Source organism: Singulisphaera rosea (assembly GCF_054877945.1).
Genome location: NZ_JBTYIP020000007.1, coordinates 336,186 through 352,840 on the forward strand (window position 1 = coordinate 336,186; position 16,655 = coordinate 352,840).

A 16,655-nucleotide genomic window follows, 5' to 3' on the forward strand; every position below is an offset into this window, starting at 1 on the left:
CGCGCCAGAGGGGCTTGCCACCCGCGAGGCGGCCGACCGCGTCGTTGCGGTCAGCGAATCCACTTCATCCGTTGAACATAAGGCAGGAACGGGATCCGGAAGTCTCGGCTGATGCGAATGTCGGGCCAGACCGGTTTGCCGTGCGGCCAGTAGATGAAGAACGCCTTGCCCGTCAGCATCGCGCGTGGGACCTCATGGCTCTTCCGGTTGGAGGTATCCCAACCCGCGTTGGACTCCTCGATCGGAATGCTCGGAACCCTGCGATCGTCGGTATTCCAGCCCCGGCTGTCTCGGCTCTCGGGGCTATTGTCGCCCAGCATCAGGAAGCGATCGGGCCCGATGGAGTAATCCTTGGTCGGGAGATTCGCCAGGGCCGAGAAACGGGAGGGTTCGGCCAGGAGGTCGAACAACTCTTCCGTGTTCCTGGGCATCCGGTCATCCCAGAGGTTCCCGTAGTCGGGGCTTCCGGGATTGAGGGTATAGTAGATATCGCGTTTCAGGACAAGGTCGCTCACGGAGACCGCCGCACCAATCGCCGCGATCCCGACCGGCGAGAGGTCGGCCGCGGTCGGAGCCGGGTGGGTGTTCGGGGCATCCTCGTAGGTGATCCCGTCGCCGAAGGCCGGGCGACCGTCGATCAGGAGAGTAAGTCGATTATCGATGTTCGCGAACGAGAAGGTATGGCTTCCCGTCCCCTCGAACACCTTCGGGCTCAAGGACGAGCCGAGCGGCTTGCCGTCGTGGAAGAGCGTGGCCGTCCCCGAGGCGAGGTCGATCTCGCATCGGTTAACAATCCCCCCCTCGATGAGTTCGAGCCGGAACACCCCCTTCGGCTGATCAACCTTCAAGGTGCCGGCGATGCAGAGGTCGCCGACCCAGTGAGGCTGGATCCTCGCCCCTTCGAAGGCCCCCCGAGATTCGCTCGTCTGGCTCGTGTTGTAGGAGTAGAAGTCGGTGATGAGGGTCGGGCGGGGAGCCCGAGGCAGGCGGGCATTCTCGTTGATGGCGTCCCACTGCTCACGATCGGGGGCGAGGTGTCGGTAACGCAGCTCGGCTTCCTGACCGACCGGGGCGTCGACGGTGAATTCTCCCTTCGACTTCTCGTCCCAGGTGACCGGAGTCCGAGACCCCCAACGGAGCCATTCCGACTTCCCCTCCAGCGCCTTGGCCCGATGGGCGTCATCATAAACCATCATCGCCATCGACTGCTGGTGTTCCAAGGGCTTGCGCTCGAGCGCGAAATCCTTCTCGCCTTTAGATTTGATGTAAAGATCACCGAACCAGATCCGCAGCTCTTCTTCCGGCAGGCCCACGAGCCGCTTGATATAGCTGACTTCGGGCTCTTCGGGATATCGGAAGACGACCACATCCCACCGCGAGGGGGCCGAGGCCCCCGGCAGGAACGGCATGTCGTACGGGAACTTCATGACGAGGATGCGGTCGCCGTTAAAGGTCGGCGTGTCGTCGACCCTCGCCTGGTAGCGACAGTTGACGCAGGTCCCCATCACCACCGTGGGCAACCCTGAGCCTTGTCCACTCGAGCGAAGTCGGAGCCCCGCGATCCCTACGGAACGACCCCCGTCGTCTTCCGACGACGCATTCACGGAGTAAACGTACCCACACTGCGGGCAGGTAATCTCCTTGTGGCGGCCCATGAGGGTCGGGGCCATCGAGCCGGTCGGGATCACGAAGGCCTCGGCCTCGAAACCCCGGACGAGGAGCGCGAGGATGAAGGCGACCACGATCGCCTCGACGGTCTCGCGATGCCCTTCCTTCTTGGCGTCCTTCGGCTTATCGCTCTGCGTCGCCCCGGCCGGGCGATTGGCGACACCACCGCGCGAGGTTTCCGCGGAACTCGGCTCAAATCGAGTCGCTGAGGGGCGTTTCATCGTCGAGAATCCCTGCGGGTTCCGCGCGGACAAGGACGTATCCTCATCGAATGTACCGGATTTCCCTCGGGTCGGGAACCCAGTATAAGGACCGTCCGAACACCTTAAGGGGGACCGCCCGTCCCGGTAGATGCACCAGGAATGGCTTCCCAAGGAAGTATTCGCCGGGAACCACGGGACTTTCCGCCCAAAATCGAGAGTCGTTCGAAACGGGGCTGTTGTCCCCGAGTACGAAGAACTCATCCTGGCCGAGTTGATAGGGGTGCTCGACCCCGAACGGACGTCTCGGCGTATTCGCGAGCAGGCTCGTGTAGTACACGTCGCGGAAGATCCGCAGTCCGTCGATCTCCAGGGTCCCGTCCCGGAGACCGAAGGCGATCGGGCTCTCGTCCACTCCCGGCCCCTCCGTCGGGTTTTCGTAGTCGATCGGCTCGAATAGGGGCACGCCATCGAGTGCCACCGAGAGCCGACGATCCATAACCGACGCTTCCAGTAGTCGGCCGCCGGGGGCCTCCTGACGGAGCGGAGAGGTCGGTTCGAGGTCGAAGAACGCCACCGGCGCCCCGTTCCGGCGGACTTCGAGGGGACGCTTCCCTCGGAAGGGCAATGTGATCACGAACCGGTCGGCACCCGAGTTGAGCCGGACGTCGAGCGACTCGACGTCGTCCGCGACCTTGAGGCGAGCCTCGACCATCAGGTCGGAGACTCGGTTCTCACCCCGAAAATCGCTGCCGTTATAGCTGATGAAGTCGTGAACCGGGGCATAGGCCCCGCGGTCCGGGTCGAAGTGTCGATACTCGACCCAATCCAACGGCCCTCGCTCGGATCCGTCGGCGTCATGAATGAATCGGCTGCCCGAGGCGTGCCAGCCGGTCGGGAGGCCGCGTTCCTTCCAACCTCGGTGGAAAGCGAAGCGGGGGTAGCGAGCCGAGTCGAGCGGCACGAACCGATTGTCGTAGACCGGGATGCGCATGCCGCGTTGCTCGTCGAGCGACTTCCGCGCGATCGTCCCGTCGACCACGATGTCGCCCCCGACGATCTGGATCGACTCTCCCGGCAGGCCGACCACGCGTTTGACATACGCCTGCGTAGGGTCGCCGGGGAAGTGGAAAACCGCCACCTCCCACCGCTTGGGCCTGCGAATGTCATAGAGGAACTTCTGGACGAGGAGCCGGTCCCCGTTGCATTCGACGGCCGGGACGTGGTCGAAGTTGCTCTGCCCGCAATTCGGACAGAGCGGGCGGCCGGAACGACCTTCCTCGTCGACTCCCAGGGCGAAGCGAATCCCGCAGTTCGGACAGACGAGTTCCTCGTGGAGTCCGAGCAGGGTCGGCGCCATCGAGCCGGTCGGGACGATGTACGCTTCGGCGGCGAAGGTTCGGAAGAGGAGGATGCCCAGGGTCAGGACGACGAGGAACTCGACGGTTTGCCGCACGACTCCCGAGTGGGAGACTTCGATCACCGTCTCGGGGGGCGCCTCAATCGCTTGGCTCATAGTCACCGCCGGACTGGGTCGGGCTTGCCGAGAGGGCCGAGCCGCCGGACGTCCTTACCCACGCACCGCACGTCGAAGGTCGAGGCCCCCCGCAGTTCGCCTTGGACCGAAGGCCGGGCGGGGAGGTCGGCCGGGGCGGGATCGCGATCACTCGTCGCTGTCGTCGAGCACCGAGAGGAAGGCCTCCTGCGAGATCTCGACATTCCCCACCTGCTTCATACGCTTCTTGCCCTCTTTCTGCTTCTCGAGGAGCTTGCGCTTCCGCGAGATGTCGCCGCCGTAGCACTTCGCCGTCACGTTCTTCCGGAGCGCGGAGATCGTCTCACGGGCGACCACGCGGCTCCCGATCGCGGCCTGGATCGCCACCTCGAACTGGTGCCGTTCGATCTCCCCCTTGAGCTTCCGGACCAGCTTCCGCCCACGACGGTCGGCGTGCGCCCGGTGGACCACGATCGACAGGGCGTCGACCTTCGCCCCAGCGACGAGGATGTCGAGCCGGCAGAGATCGCTCGCGCGATAGCCGATCAGTTCGTAATCCATGGTGCCATAGCCGCGGGTCGCACTCTTTAACTTATCGTAGAGGTCGTAGATCATCTCCGCCAGGGGCAATTCGTAAGACAGGATCGCGCGGGTCGGGGTGATGTACTCCGTCTTGAGGTAGGTCCCACGACGCTCCTCGCACAACTGCATGATCGCACCGATACAATCCGACGGGAGGATGAAGTTGACGCGGGCGACGGGCTCGCGAAACTCTTCGATGTCACCCGCCCCCGGGATCCGGGTCGGATTCGAGATGAGGAACGTCTCGCCCCGGGTCGTCAGGATCTCATACGTCACGTTCGGCGCCGTCTGCACGAGGGCGAGGTTGCTCTCGCGCTCGAGGCGTTGCTGGACGATCTCCATGTGGAGCATGCCCAGGAACCCGCAACGGAACCCGAACCCGAGGGCATCCGAAGTCTCGGGCTCGAACGAGAAGCTCGAGTCGTTCAGCGCGAGCTTCTGGAGGGCCGTCCGCAAGTCCTCGAACTGGTTGTGGGTCGCGGGGAAGAGCCCGCAGAAGACCACCGGGACCGGCTCCTGGTACCCGGGCAAGGCTTCATCGGCCCCCCGGGCCGCGGAGGTGATCGTGTCGCCGATGTGAACGTCCGACAACTGCTTGATGTTCGCGGTGACGTAGCCGACCTGGCCGACGCCAAGTTCGTCGCAGGCGACGCTGTGGGGCCGGAACCGGCCCAGGCCGATGACCTCGTGCTCGGTCTGATCGGCCATGAGGCGGATCTTCTGCCCGACGCGGAGCAGGCCGTCGACGACTCGGACGTAGATGACGACGCCCTGGTAATCGTCGAACTTCGAGTCGAAAATCAGCGCCCGCAACGGCGCCTCGGGCTTGCCCGCGGGGGCCGGGACCCGCTGGATGATCGCCCCGAAGACTTCGGGAACCCCGAGGCCCGTCTTGGCGCTGATGGCGAGGATGTCGGCCGGGTCGATCCCGAGTGAGCCCATCATCTCTTCGCGGATCTCATCCGGGCGGGATGCCTGCATGTCGATCTTGTTCATCACGGGGACGATCGCCAGATCATTCCCGATCGCGAGGTAGGCGTTGGCCACCGTCTGGGCCTGGACCCCCTGGGTCGAGTCCACCAGCAGGATCGCCCCTTCGCATGCCGCGAGGCTGCGCGAGACTTCGTAGTGGAAGTCGACGTGGCCGGGGGTGTCGATGAGGTTGAGTTCGTACGTCTGCCCCTCGTGGACGTAGTTGATCGCCACGGCACGGGCCTTGATCGTGATCCCCCGCTCCCGTTCCAAGTCCATGTCGTCGAGAAGTTGCTCGCGGAACTCGCGCTGGGTGATCGCCCCGGACTGGAGCAAGATTTGATCGGCCAGCGTGCTCTTGCCGTGGTCGATGTGCGCGACGATCGAAAAATTGCGGATGAACTTGGGGTCGAAAACCATAGACGGGGGTCCAGATGGAATGAGGGCTCTCACGAATCCACGACGCGACGGCCGAGGGCTTTACCGATCCCGAGACATCCGGGATCTCGAGCGGCAAGGGTAGGTCTCAGCGTCGACGCGCTTCCCTCTCTCGTTTGAGCGCCAGCCTCGATTGTTCGATATCTTCCAGGGGGACGTCAATCGGACGTTCGCGGTACTCGGTCAATTTTACCCAACGGGGGAATGAACGGTCACCGTCGAGCACGCGGCGGACGATCGTCGCGACGTCGTCCGAGAACACCGACGCCCCCCGAACACTCAAATGGTGATAGTCGAAGAAGGCCGAGGGCCCGTAGCCTGATTTCCGGCCGTCGACGACGGTGATATTCGAGAAGCGGGCCTGGATTCGGCGAGCGAACTCAAGAGACTTGGCGTCCACACCGGTCCGCTCGCTGATCCGCTGAAGCCCGGGATCGATCGGGAGGATCAGCCAGAAAACCGGGATGTTCTGCGAGAGTGCCAACTCCATGAACCGCTCGAGGTAGAGGGCGTTCAGGGGGTGGCAAGTCCAACTCTCCTTGAAATGCTTCCGGCCTTCGGCCTCGAGATCGGGCTTACGTTCGGGTGGGTCGGGACAGAGGAAGGCGCCTCGATTCAGCCTCATGTTCCGCCGCACGAAGGGGGGGACCAGATACCGATCGGCGTGCTCCTCGCCGAGGAGGGCCGAAGTCAGATTGGTGCGGATCATGTGCCGCTCCCGGTAGGTCGGGAGGAGTTTGGCAAGCGCAACCTCGGTGAAGATGTCGGGATCGCGGCCGGTCACGGCGAGGTCGACAACATCGGAATAGTCCGCGATCGGCGGCCAAGCGTCGAGCGGGGCCAGGGGGTCGCCGGCCAGGATCGCGGGGAAGAAGTCGACGAGCACCGCATCCGGACGTGCTCCGGCCTCGAGCGCCCTGCGAAGGAGCATGTAGCTGCTGACCGCCTGTCCCCCTCCGAGCGCAAGGTTGAACGTCGGGCGACCGGTGCGGCTCTCGAGGATCGGGGCGACCACCCCACGCTGGACTTGGCTGTCGCCGAAGCAGAGGATCCGACTCTTGGTCGCGTCCGACCGGGCGTACTGGCCGGTGCGTTGCCAACTCCATGCGTCGAACTTGAGGAAGAGGTCGTGCTCGTGCCGGGCCGCGAACCGCTCGACGGCGAGCGAAAGCGCGATCATTCCGACGAGTCCCCAGGGCATCGCCTTGCGGTAGCCGAGGGTTCCGGGAGCGCTCATCGTTCGGGGTTCCTGGCGACTTCGGCCTTCCATGAGTGAACCGAGATCCCTCAACGTCGACGCGACGCGGCGGCACCGGCTGCGATCGCCGCGCGCGACTGATCCAGATCCTCGAGCGGGAGGTCGATTCGGCGGCCACGGGAATCGGGCAGGACTTCCCAGGCGAGGCATTTCTTGCCGTCGAGTCGGCGACCGACGACCGTCGCGACCTCGGCGCTGAACCGCGCCGATCCGTCGCGAGCCAGGTGGATCCAGTCGATGAAATCCGACGGTTCATACCCGCCCCGACGACCATCGACGACCGTGACGTGGCGGAATCGGCTCGCGGTTTCTCGGACGAACTCGTCATACCGACCCGAGTTCCCCGACTCGTCGCAAGCTCGTTGGATCTCGGGCGACATCGGCGGGATCAACCAGAAGACCGGGATCTCGTGAACACCTGCTAACTCGAGGAACCGCTCGACGAACACACGCTGGACCGGGTGACAGGACCAATCGGCGGGGAATGCCGCGCGTTCCCGTTCGAAATCGGCCCGGACCAGCGGCCGACTGGGCTCCAGCATCCCCCCCTTATTCACGTCCAGGTTCCTTCGAATCTTCGGAGGGACACGATGGGGATGAGTATGGTCGGCCAGGCGGACGAAATGGGCCACCTCCGCCCGGACCTCGAGGCGGGAACGGAGTGTGGGGAGAATCTTCATCGCGGCGACGTTCCCGAAGAACGAGGCGTCACGCGCCACCCTCGCCAGGTCGAGGACCTCCCCGAAGCGGAAGACTTCCGGGATGTGACGCGCGTCTTTCCAGGGGTCGGCGACGAGCAGCGGCGAGAAGTAGTCGACGAGGATGGCACGGGGGCGTTTCCCCTGGTCGAGGACCCGCTTGAGGAGAAAATAGCTTGCGGGAGCCTGGCCGCTACACATCGAGAGGTTGTAACTCGAATGACCGGTCGCATCCTCGAGCACGAGCGGCGCGACCCCCCATTTCACCTGGCTATCGCCGAAACAGAGGAGATCGGCATTCGAATCGGCCCGAGCGGCCATCGACGCACTTCGACGCCAGTCCCAGCCTTCCACCCAGAGGAAGCGGTCGTATTCATGCCGCAGGACGTAGGCCTCGATCCCCGCCATCAAGCAGAGCATTCCGAGCAGGCCGGAGGGCCATCGCCCAGGTCGAGTTGTCCGAGATTCCACTGGGCACACGAGACAGGACTCCCCGACGCAAACCCTCGGGAGGGACGCGGTGCGACTCATCGACGTCCCGAGCGAGACGTCCAAGGCACGTCGCGTCGCGTTCCAAATGGCATCGAAGTCGGTGCAGTCGTCGAGGGGCGGTGGGCAAGTCGATAGCCGCGTCGTAATATATCGGGTTTGGGGATGGGGGTTAAGCACAACTTGCCCGTCCCCTAGCCCCAATCGATCCGCGAACCCGCGGTCCCGCTCCCAGTTGCCTAAGAGGAAGTCTGATGAAGTGCGTCTCGGCGCTCTCGACCGCCAACGATCCCGAATCGGCACTCGCCGAGGTCCTGAGTCGGGCGGAAGGCGAAGCCGCCGACCTGGCCGTTCTCTTCGCCTCGAGGCACCACGCCGGGACCCTCGCCACGACCGCCCGAGAACTCCGCACTCGGGGCCTGGCGCAACACGTCATCGGTTGCACGGGGGAGTCGATCGTCGGGGACGGCCAGGAAATCGAGGACGCCCCTGCCCTCAGCCTCTGGACGTTGCGGTCGCCCAACGTCGAACTGCGTGGACGTCGACTGACGGAACAGGATCACGCCCCAGGCGACGAGTTCCTTAACGCGACCAATCCATCCTTATTGCTGCTCGGCGATCCCTTCAGCTTCCCCGCGGAGGACCTCCTCAAGTCGATCAACGCGGCCAATCGTCCGATCCCCGTGTTCGGTGGTATGGCCAGCGGCAGCCATCGGCCGGGAGGGAATCGGCTCGTCCTCGACGACGAGGTCTTCGAGGACGGGGCGGTCGCGTTCGAAATCGGGGGGCCGATCTCGTCCCGGACGGTCGTGAGTCAGGGGTGCCGCCCGATCGGCCGGCCGTTGATCGTCACGAGGATCGAAGGACACGTCATCCGCGAACTGGGACGCCGACCTGCGATCGAAGTCCTCAGGGAAGTGTACGAGACGCTCTCACCCCGGGATCAAGAACGGGTCAGGAACGGCCTCCACGTCGGCCGAGTTATCAATGAATATCAGGAATCGTTCGGCATGGGGGACTTCCTCATCCGAAACGTGATGGGGGGAGACGAGGGGGGAGGGATCGCGGTCGGCGACCATATCCGAGTCGGCCAGACCGTCCAGTTCCACGTCCGCGACCACGAAACGGCCAGCGACGAATTACGAGGACTCCTCGAAAACGTCGCGAATTCCCGTGGGGAGTCAGAAATCGCCGGAGCACTTCTGTTCACCTGTAACGGACGAGGGACGCGACTCTTCCCCGGTCTCCACCACGACGTCGGATTGATCCAGGACGTCCTGGGGAGAATCCCAGTCGGGGGATTCTTCGCAATGGGCGAGCTCGGGGCCGTCGGGGGTCAGAACTTCGTCCACGGATTCACGGCCAGCATCGTCCTCTTCGGTGACACCCCCACGACATCCTCCGAGATCCCGTCCTGATCCTCTCGGAGAGAAGACGACTTCAAATCGACGGCGGGTGGGATTCGACATAGGTCTCGCCCGTCTCTCCCCAAGAAACTTTGTCATTCGACCGACCTCCCCATTGACGAACGACTTGCCGCCTTGTACATCCTCACATTCTCTCGACGTCGAGAGACCGTTCCCGACGACGGGAGATCGCCTTTTCGTGAATCTCGGCACGGCCCTGACCGCGTGGACAGGCGATATCGTCGGAGCATTCGTTCATTCCTTGGTCCTGTCGACGCCCCCCCCTCGTCGTCCAGGTCCCGCCTCGTCACATCCGCAGGAACCCGAAACTCGCGGGAGGGTCGTCGCGCCAGCAGGGAATTCCTTAGGGGATTCCCGCTTGCCAGGACGCTCGGGTAAGAATCGAGAAATGCCCGCTTGAAACGCCTACCGATACCCCGATGAATGGCGTTATGCTTGCATTGACTCTTGAGGCGACGATCATCCGAGGCGAACTTTTTCGCGTCGAGAAATCAGGACACGAAGAAAATGATTTGGCTTACGAGTAACGTCATGATATATTAACTCTCTCCAAGACGAGGCTGCTAACCGGTCACGATGTCGTGGCCCCCCGAGATTCGACGCTCCGAACAGGGGTCCATCAATGTCGATTGGCCTGGTCCCATTGCCCTTGGCTTGACGAGTTCCCATCGATCGCCAAAGCGGACGAGGTGGCACGGGGCCCCCTCTACCTTCGGCGTGGGCAAAACGAGGACGGTAAGACATGGCCGCAGCAACCACGACTCCCAAAGCATCCGCGACGAAGGCGAGCAAGGCGAAGAAGGACGGCGTTGACAAGCTCAAGCTGGCCCAGCGTGCGGCGATCCTGCTGAAGCAGGTCAGCGACCCCACCCGTCTCCAGGTAATCCTGATGCTGGCCGACGGCGAGAAGCACGTCGGTGCCCTCAGCGAGCACCTCAACCAGAGCCAGCCCGCGGTCAGCCACCACCTCGCCCTGCTCCGTCACGGCGGGATCATCGTCCCCCGTCGCCAGGGCAAGAACAACTTCTACGCCCTGACCGAGATCGGCGAAGAGCTCGCCGTCGTCGTCAAGGGCGTGATGGGCTGACTCTCCGCCAGCACGATCGTTTCGCGCCACTCGATGCCCCGAATCCGTCTTTCGAGGCATTCGAGTGGCTCGATCCGAGCTCCGAACGATCCCGTCATGTCGCCACCGTCGACACATCCGAGAACTCGGCCGGGCCCCGGGTAAGCCCCGAAGCTGCCCAACGCGCGAGCCTGGCCTCGCGCTCACGGATTCGATGCGCGGAGCCCGAGCTCTTCCAACTTGCGATAGAGCGACGACAGCCCCATCCCGAGGCGGCGAGCGGCCTCTCGCTTGTCGTCGTCGCACGCTTCCAAAACGCGATGGATGTGCTGCCGTTCATATTCGCGGACGCCTCCTCGGAGGTCGTCGCCGGCGAGGGGTGAGTTGTCGAGGTCGACGATCAGGCCCGGGGGGAAGTCCTCGGGGACGAGGATCGGGGCCTCGCTGAGTATCACCGCGCGCTCCAGGGCGTTGTCCAACTCGCGGACGTTGCCCTTCCAGGGGGCCGCCATCAGGCCTCGGATCGTGGCATTGTCCAGGCCATCGACCGGTTTGCCGAGACGCTTGGCATGCCGAGCCAGGAGGACCGAGATCAACTCGGGGATATCCTCGCGCCGGTCGCGGAGCGGAGGCAGGGCGATGTTGACGACATTGAGCCGATAATACAAATCGGCGCGGAACAGGTTCGCGGCGACCTCGGCCACCAGATCCTTGTTCGTCGCCGCGACCACGCGGGCCTCGACCGCGACCGGGCGCGTCGCTCCGACGGGGAGGACTTCCTTGTTCTCGATCGCCCGGAGGAGCTTGGCCTGGGTGGCCGGTGCGAGTTCCCCGATTTCGTCGAGGAAAACCGTGCCTCGTCCGGCGGCCACGAACACGCCGGCGTGATCGCGGTCGGCACCGGTGAAGGCCCCTCGGACGTGTCCGAATAATTGATTTTCAAGGAGGTCGTGCGGGATTGCTGCGCAATTAATCGCCAGGAACGCGGCGTCGGGATGCGGGCCCAGGGTGTGGAGAGCCCGGGCCACCAGCTCTTTGCCGGTCCCCGACTCGCCCGTGATGAGCACGTTGCTCCGAGTCGGACCGACCTTGCGGATCAGGTTCTTCACGGCCCTCATCAGGGCGCTCGCCCCTACGAGGGTCTCGGGGTCGGCCTTGGCGTGCAGTTGTCTCCGCAACGCCTGGTTCTCGAGGACGAGGCGACGGTAGCCGACCAGTCTTTCGAGTTTGGCGAGCAGCTCCTCGAAGATCACCGGCTTCATCAAGTAATCGTGCGCCCCCCGACGGAACGCGGCAACCGCATTCTCGACGGTGGCGAAGGCGGTGATCATCAGCACGAGGGTCTCGGGCCGGACCTTGAGCAACCGATCCAGGAATTCCAGCCCGTCGATCCCGGGGAGCTGGACGTCGCACAAGACGACGTCGGGCTCGAGCCCTTGGATGAGCGCGAGGGCTTCACTCGCGTCCGAGGCGACACCCACCTCGTATCCCTCTCCCTGGAGGAATTCCTGGAGGGTCTGGGCGAGGACGTCTTCGTCGTCGACGATCAGGATCCGGCCGCCCGAGGGCGATGGATGGGACGGAGCCGGGTTGGACCGGCTGGCCGCTCGACTCATGACTCGACTCCCATCGCGAGACCGGCCGGCGGGGCCGGGGCGTGCTCGAGGCGTTCGGCGGGCAGTCGGACGAGGAACGTCGAACCGAGGCCGAGCACCGACTCGCAGCAGAGCACTCCCCCCATTTCCTCGACGATCTGCCGGCAGACGAAGAGTCCGAGCCCCGTCCCATGCGGCTTGGTCGTGAAGAACGGCTGGAACAGCTTCTCCATATGCGCGGGTTCGATCCCCCGGCCGTCGTCCTGGATCGCCAGGACCAGCCAGGCCCCTTCGTCGCGAATCTCGAGGTGGATGCGCCCCTCCGGCTCGGTCGCGTCGATCGCGTTCAAGACGAGGTTTAAGACCACCTGAACGAGGTGGTCACGCACCGCGCGGACGTGGGGAAGGTCGGCCGGGAGCTCGGTCGAGATCGCCCGCTGCTTGGTCCGCTGATAATATTTGGCGATCCCGAGCGCCTCTTCGACGATCTCCGCGGGCCGAACCTTGGCCCTCAAGGAGGAACCGGGGCGCGAGAAGTCGATCAGCTCTCGGATCGTGCGCTGGATGCGGCCGAGTTGTCGGGCGGCCAGCTCGAGCTTGTCGGAGGTGTACGGGTCGGGGTCGTGGCGTTGGAGCATCTGGACCAAGGAACTGATCGCCGCGAGTGGGTTCCCCACCTCGTGGGCGATCCCCGCGGCGAGGAGTCCGAAGGCGGCCATCTTCTCCTGCTGGATCACCCTCGCCTGAGAGGCCCTCAAGGCGGCCGTCCGCTCGGCGACCCGGCGCTCGAGCTCATCGCGATTCGCCTCGAGCTCGGCATTGAGCTGCTCAAGCCGGGCCCCCGTCCGCTTCAGCAAGGTTGCCAGGGCCCAGCTCGCCCAGGTTACCCACGCCATGATGACGAGCGTCAGGGCCCCGTCGGAGACCTCGGCCCGCTCGATTCCCAGCTCCATCGCCAGGATCAGGAAGCTCAAACTGTGGAGGCCGAACGTCAACCAGGCGACGGACGGGCGATAGCGGATCGCGCAACAGATCAGGGAGAGGAGAAAGTACCAACGGAACGGGCTGTGCAACCCCGTGTCGTGGTAGCAGAGCAACGCGATGAACACCGACTCCATCATCGAGACGAAGAGCGGCCAGCGTTTGAGGAAGACCTCGCCCATCCGATAGAACGCGAGGTCGATCCCCGCATACACCGCCCCGAGCGCGAGAAAGGCACGGACCGATGAGGGGTTGTGAAGGCCCGTCCTCGTCTGCACGAGGATGTAACCCATCGCGATCCCGAACCAGCGGATCTTGACGACGATCGATTCGGCGGCCAGATCCCATCTCGGTCGTTCGTTGGTCGCCGCAAGCATCGATGACTCAGCACTTGGAAATTCCGCACGACACCCAACGTCTCGGGGGGCGCCGGGAATCGATCCGGCGACCGACTCATTATAACCCGGACGAGACCCAGATTAGGAGTAGAGGTCGGAACGCGACCGAAAGGGACCAGCCCCTGAGCTCACGACATCGTCCTCGATCACTCGAGCTCGTCCTGGCTGAGGGAAACCGCTTCCAAAAGTGTGGTCGGCGATCCCCTACGGCCGTCGTCAACTTCGCGTAGGACGGCCAACCCGTACATGGGATCCCTTCATGAGCCGGGTAGACCTAGGAAGTCGCCCACCCAGGTCTACCCAAAGAAACTAGAGACTAGGTCTGACCTTGCGCCAAGGAAGCTCAGGCAGAAGCTGCAAGGCCACTACGGGTATTACGGGATCATTGGCAACGTCTTCAGCCTCCAGGAATTCCGGGAGGGAGTGCGAAGGATCTGGCGAAGCAAACTGTCTCGGCGACGCCGCGACGGTGATGTGACGTGGGGGGAGTTCCTTCGCATAGAGGAGCGATACAGTCTTCCTCGCGCCCGTGTGGTCCACGGTCTGCGGAGCGGCGTAGCGAAGTCTTGAGACGAAGAGCCAGATGCGTTTGACGCGCACGTCTGGATCTGTGGGAGGCCTGGGTGGGCGACTACCCAGGTCTACCCGGCCGAATGCCACGCAACGAAACGAGGTTCCGCAGTAGTCGGAGGCAGGAGTCGAACAGAATTTCGCGGGCATAGTCAGCCCGTGTATCATGTGGGATCTTGCCGTGTTACCTTAAGCGTAGCACCAACGATAAATACCGAAGTTTGTCGATATTTTTGGAGTGGCGTTGGGCAGACCGAGGAATTTAGAATCTAAAGGACATGCAAAGCAAAAGGCATACCAGCGAAAACCCCGGAGCCAGCCGGGGTGATCTACGAACCTCCTGAGTGGAGTTTACCTCCAGTCCTATGCACTGACGATCGGAGGCCCGATGCCCTTAACGACGCGACGCCTTCGCCGAGAATCCAGCGATCCCATGACCGGCCCCGCATGACAAGGCCGCACCGACGATGAGACGGGTCGCGCTCGGCCTCGGCCCAGCCCTCAGATGGCAGGGCAGCCGTTGAGATTCGCCACCCGACCCAGGCCCAAACGAACTGCGACCTCCTCGAGACGAGACCGGCTCGACGCCAGGAATCTCCCGTGCAGCCGACCCTCCCTCAAGCTCTCCAGCCGTCCTTGCCAGGTCTCCGCGCTCGAACCCAACCGATCGAGGATCTCCGACACCTCGCGGGCCACCGTCGCCTTACCCTCACGGAACAGCCGCGACGTGTAATCGACAAGGAGCAGGTAGCTCCCCAGCGGGAAACCTTCCAGCATCCCTTCCCGGGACGAATCCAGCGGGCGACGATCCTCGACCGGGCACAGCCAGAGGAACTCCTCAAGCCCCGACGACGCGTCCGAACCGGCCACGCTGCCTTGGCGTGATGCCTCGAGGTCTTCGCACCGCTCCTGGTCCTTGACGTGGTCGACCCGCTCCTTGATCGACGTGTGTGGGCTCCCCTCGGGGACGTCGACGAGGCCCGCCGCAACCGGGTTGAGATCGATGTAAGCACAGGTCGCCAGGAGCGACTCCTCGTCGAGGATTCCGACGCTTTTGAAGCGAGATTCGAAGAACGCTCCCCGGCAATCGTCCTGGCGATTGGCGAGTCGGGAGAGGGGTTCCTTCAAGCACTTCATGAACCAACTGAGGCCCTGAAGCCGTCGCCGCGCCGTCGCCACCCACTCGGCGTTCTTGAGCCGTCCCTCGACCCACTCGTCGGACACGGGCAAAGGTTGGCGAGATCGGTCGCGGGGCGGAAAAAGTCGCCCCCAGCGTCGCACGATCTCCTCATCGGACCACCCCTCGCCCACGTCAGGGTCCAGGCGGACGAGGACGTGGAGATGGTTATCCATGACGGAGAACGCCGCGACAGACACCGCGAAGATCTCCGCAAGTTCCTTGAGGCGTTGGTCAATCCAGCTCTTGCGGTCGAACTCGGGATCCCCCAGGAGGAAGGCGCGTCGGACGCAGCGGGTGACGCAGTGATACCAGCGGGTGACAGTCGGATCCACCAAATGAGCACGTGCCATCGTCATCGGAGGGGCCTCCTGGGAGTGTTCTTCAGAACACTAACCACGGGGAAGCCGACCGTCAAGACGCCTACTGCCAAGATTGCGTTGCCTGTCCTTGGTTTTCCTGGTATATGGGACTCTTTGGATTGCTCGACTGATTAGGAGGCAGGAGCGATGAAAAAGCCACACTCCGCGATGTACTCCTCTACTGAATATCAAAGGGGAGTCACCCTGATTGAAGTGTTGGTGGTGATAGCCATCGTCGGCATATTGGCAGCGTTATTAATACCAGCTGTTCAGGCCGCAAGAGAAATGGCTCGACGAAACCAGTGCGCGAACAATTTGAAACAAATCGCTATTGCACTTAACAATTACGCATCAACCCATACGGTTTTTCCATTAGGTGCAAACGGGCTGGCCTATTCTTTTCACGCAATGATTCTACCAGACATGGACCAAGCCCCGCTGTTCAATTCAATCAACTTTAGCATCCCGGCCGCACTAAGTTTCAGTGGATTGCAAGGGGCAAATTTTACATCTGTTCATACAAAAATTGATGTCCTGCGTTGTCCCACCAACATACAAACCACAACTGCCGTAATGGCACAGACGAACTATCCAGGAAACGGAGGAGTCGATCCACACAACAAAGTAACAACTGGACTGTTCGGTGACGCCTTGGTGACGAAGTTTCGAGCGACAGCTGGGATGCAGTCAGTGACCGATGGAACCAGCAACTCAATAGCCGTAACCGAGTGGGTTGTAGGGCAATTGGATGATATTCCCAGCAACGACCCTCTGATATTAACCTACGAAGTCGCGGGAGTGGCCAAGCCAATACAATTCGCCTTCATCACGAAGGCATGCGAAGCGATGTCACAGAATACAGCTACGCTGACATACAAGAAATCCGCGCAGTGGATGTTCGGTGAATACATGTTTACTCTTATGAATTCCGCGACTATCCCTAATGGCAATACTTGTACGGTTTTTGGGCAGGATCTCAGCTATTCGGTCGTGCCGGCAGGGAGCAGACATACCCAGGGCATTAACGCTTCCTTTGTAGATGGCCACGTATCCTTTATCAAAGGCACAATTTCTATTGTAAACTGGAGGGCACTAAACACTATCGCTGGCAACGAGATCTTGGACTCTTACTGAGAGAGCAGAACGACTCTAAGAGGCTATCCGGTAATCCGAAAATTTCGTAACCTACGCCTGTAGAAGGAGTCAGGCCGATCGACATCTGTCCGAGGATTATTCCCATGCGTAAGTCCTATCCCTCCGACCTCAGCGACGAGCAGTG

The 16,655-nt window shown here is 62.8% G+C and carries 11 protein-coding genes; 3 read left to right on the forward strand and 8 right to left on the reverse strand.

All coding sequences use genetic code 11. The features are described from left to right. Positions 1-50: 50 nt before the first annotated feature. From ACYOEI_RS15715 to ACYOEI_RS15735, 5 genes are all read right to left on the reverse strand, one after another. The gene (locus ACYOEI_RS15715; RefSeq protein ID WP_462850463.1) at positions 51-1,889 is read right to left on the reverse strand and encodes a S26 family signal peptidase; all 1,839 of its coding nucleotides are present in this window, start codon (positions 1,887-1,889) and stop codon (positions 51-53) included. Between the two features lie 43 nt (positions 1,890-1,932). Next, positions 1,933-3,384 carry a signal peptidase I gene (gene lepB, locus ACYOEI_RS15720; protein WP_462850464.1) on the reverse strand — a complete coding sequence of 484 codons (1,452 nt, stop codon included), beginning with the start codon at positions 3,382-3,384 and terminating at the stop codon, positions 1,933-1,935. Between the two features lie 147 nt (positions 3,385-3,531). Then, positions 3,532-5,337, reverse strand: coding sequence for a translation elongation factor 4 (gene lepA, locus ACYOEI_RS15725; protein ID WP_462850465.1), 1,806 nt, complete (start codon positions 5,335-5,337; stop codon positions 3,532-3,534). Positions 5,338-5,443: 106 nt separating this feature from the next. Further along, entirely contained in the window at positions 5,444-6,592 is a 1,149-nt protein-coding gene (locus tag ACYOEI_RS15730; protein ID WP_462850466.1) for a hypothetical protein, read from the reverse strand. A 50-nt stretch (positions 6,593-6,642) separates the two neighbouring features. Beyond that, positions 6,643-7,719 (reverse strand): hypothetical protein, encoded by a 1,077-nt coding sequence (locus ACYOEI_RS15735; protein WP_462850467.1) that lies wholly within the window; start codon positions 7,717-7,719, stop codon positions 6,643-6,645. Positions 7,720-8,054: 335 nt separating this feature from the next. Between ACYOEI_RS15735 and ACYOEI_RS15740 the strand changes: the two genes are divergently transcribed. Next, positions 8,055-9,218: an FIST signal transduction protein gene (locus ACYOEI_RS15740; RefSeq protein ID WP_462850468.1), complete on the forward strand. Its 1,164-nt coding sequence runs from the start codon at positions 8,055-8,057 to the stop codon at positions 9,216-9,218. Positions 9,219-9,969: 751 nt separating this feature from the next. Next, positions 9,970-10,314 (forward strand): ArsR/SmtB family transcription factor, encoded by a 345-nt coding sequence (locus tag ACYOEI_RS15745; protein WP_462850469.1) that lies wholly within the window; start codon positions 9,970-9,972, stop codon positions 10,312-10,314. A gap of 182 nt (positions 10,315-10,496) precedes the next feature. On the opposite strand, the gene ACYOEI_RS15750 is transcribed toward ACYOEI_RS15745, so the two are convergent. The 3 genes from ACYOEI_RS15750 to ACYOEI_RS15760 all read right to left on the reverse strand — a co-directional run bounded on the left by ACYOEI_RS15750 (position 10,497) and on the right by ACYOEI_RS15760 (position 15,373). After that, positions 10,497-11,909 (reverse strand): sigma-54-dependent transcriptional regulator, encoded by a 1,413-nt coding sequence (locus ACYOEI_RS15750; RefSeq protein WP_462850470.1) that lies wholly within the window; start codon positions 11,907-11,909, stop codon positions 10,497-10,499. Then, on the reverse strand, positions 11,906-13,246 hold the full coding sequence (locus tag ACYOEI_RS15755) for a sensor histidine kinase (RefSeq protein ID WP_462850471.1): 1,341 nt from the start codon (positions 13,244-13,246) through the stop codon (positions 11,906-11,908). The genes ACYOEI_RS15750 and ACYOEI_RS15755 overlap by 4 nt, the downstream gene beginning before the upstream one ends. A 1,092-nt stretch (positions 13,247-14,338) precedes the next feature. After that, complete coding sequence (locus ACYOEI_RS15760) at positions 14,339-15,373, reverse strand: transposase (RefSeq protein WP_462850472.1); 1,035 nt, start codon at positions 15,371-15,373, stop codon at positions 14,339-14,341. Between the two features lie 150 nt (positions 15,374-15,523). Here ACYOEI_RS15760 and ACYOEI_RS15765 point away from each other — a divergent pair, with 150 nt between their 5' ends. Continuing rightward, positions 15,524-16,510 (forward strand): DUF1559 family PulG-like putative transporter, encoded by a 987-nt coding sequence (locus ACYOEI_RS15765; RefSeq protein WP_462850473.1) that lies wholly within the window; start codon positions 15,524-15,526, stop codon positions 16,508-16,510. Positions 16,511-16,655: the final 145 nt, after the last annotated feature.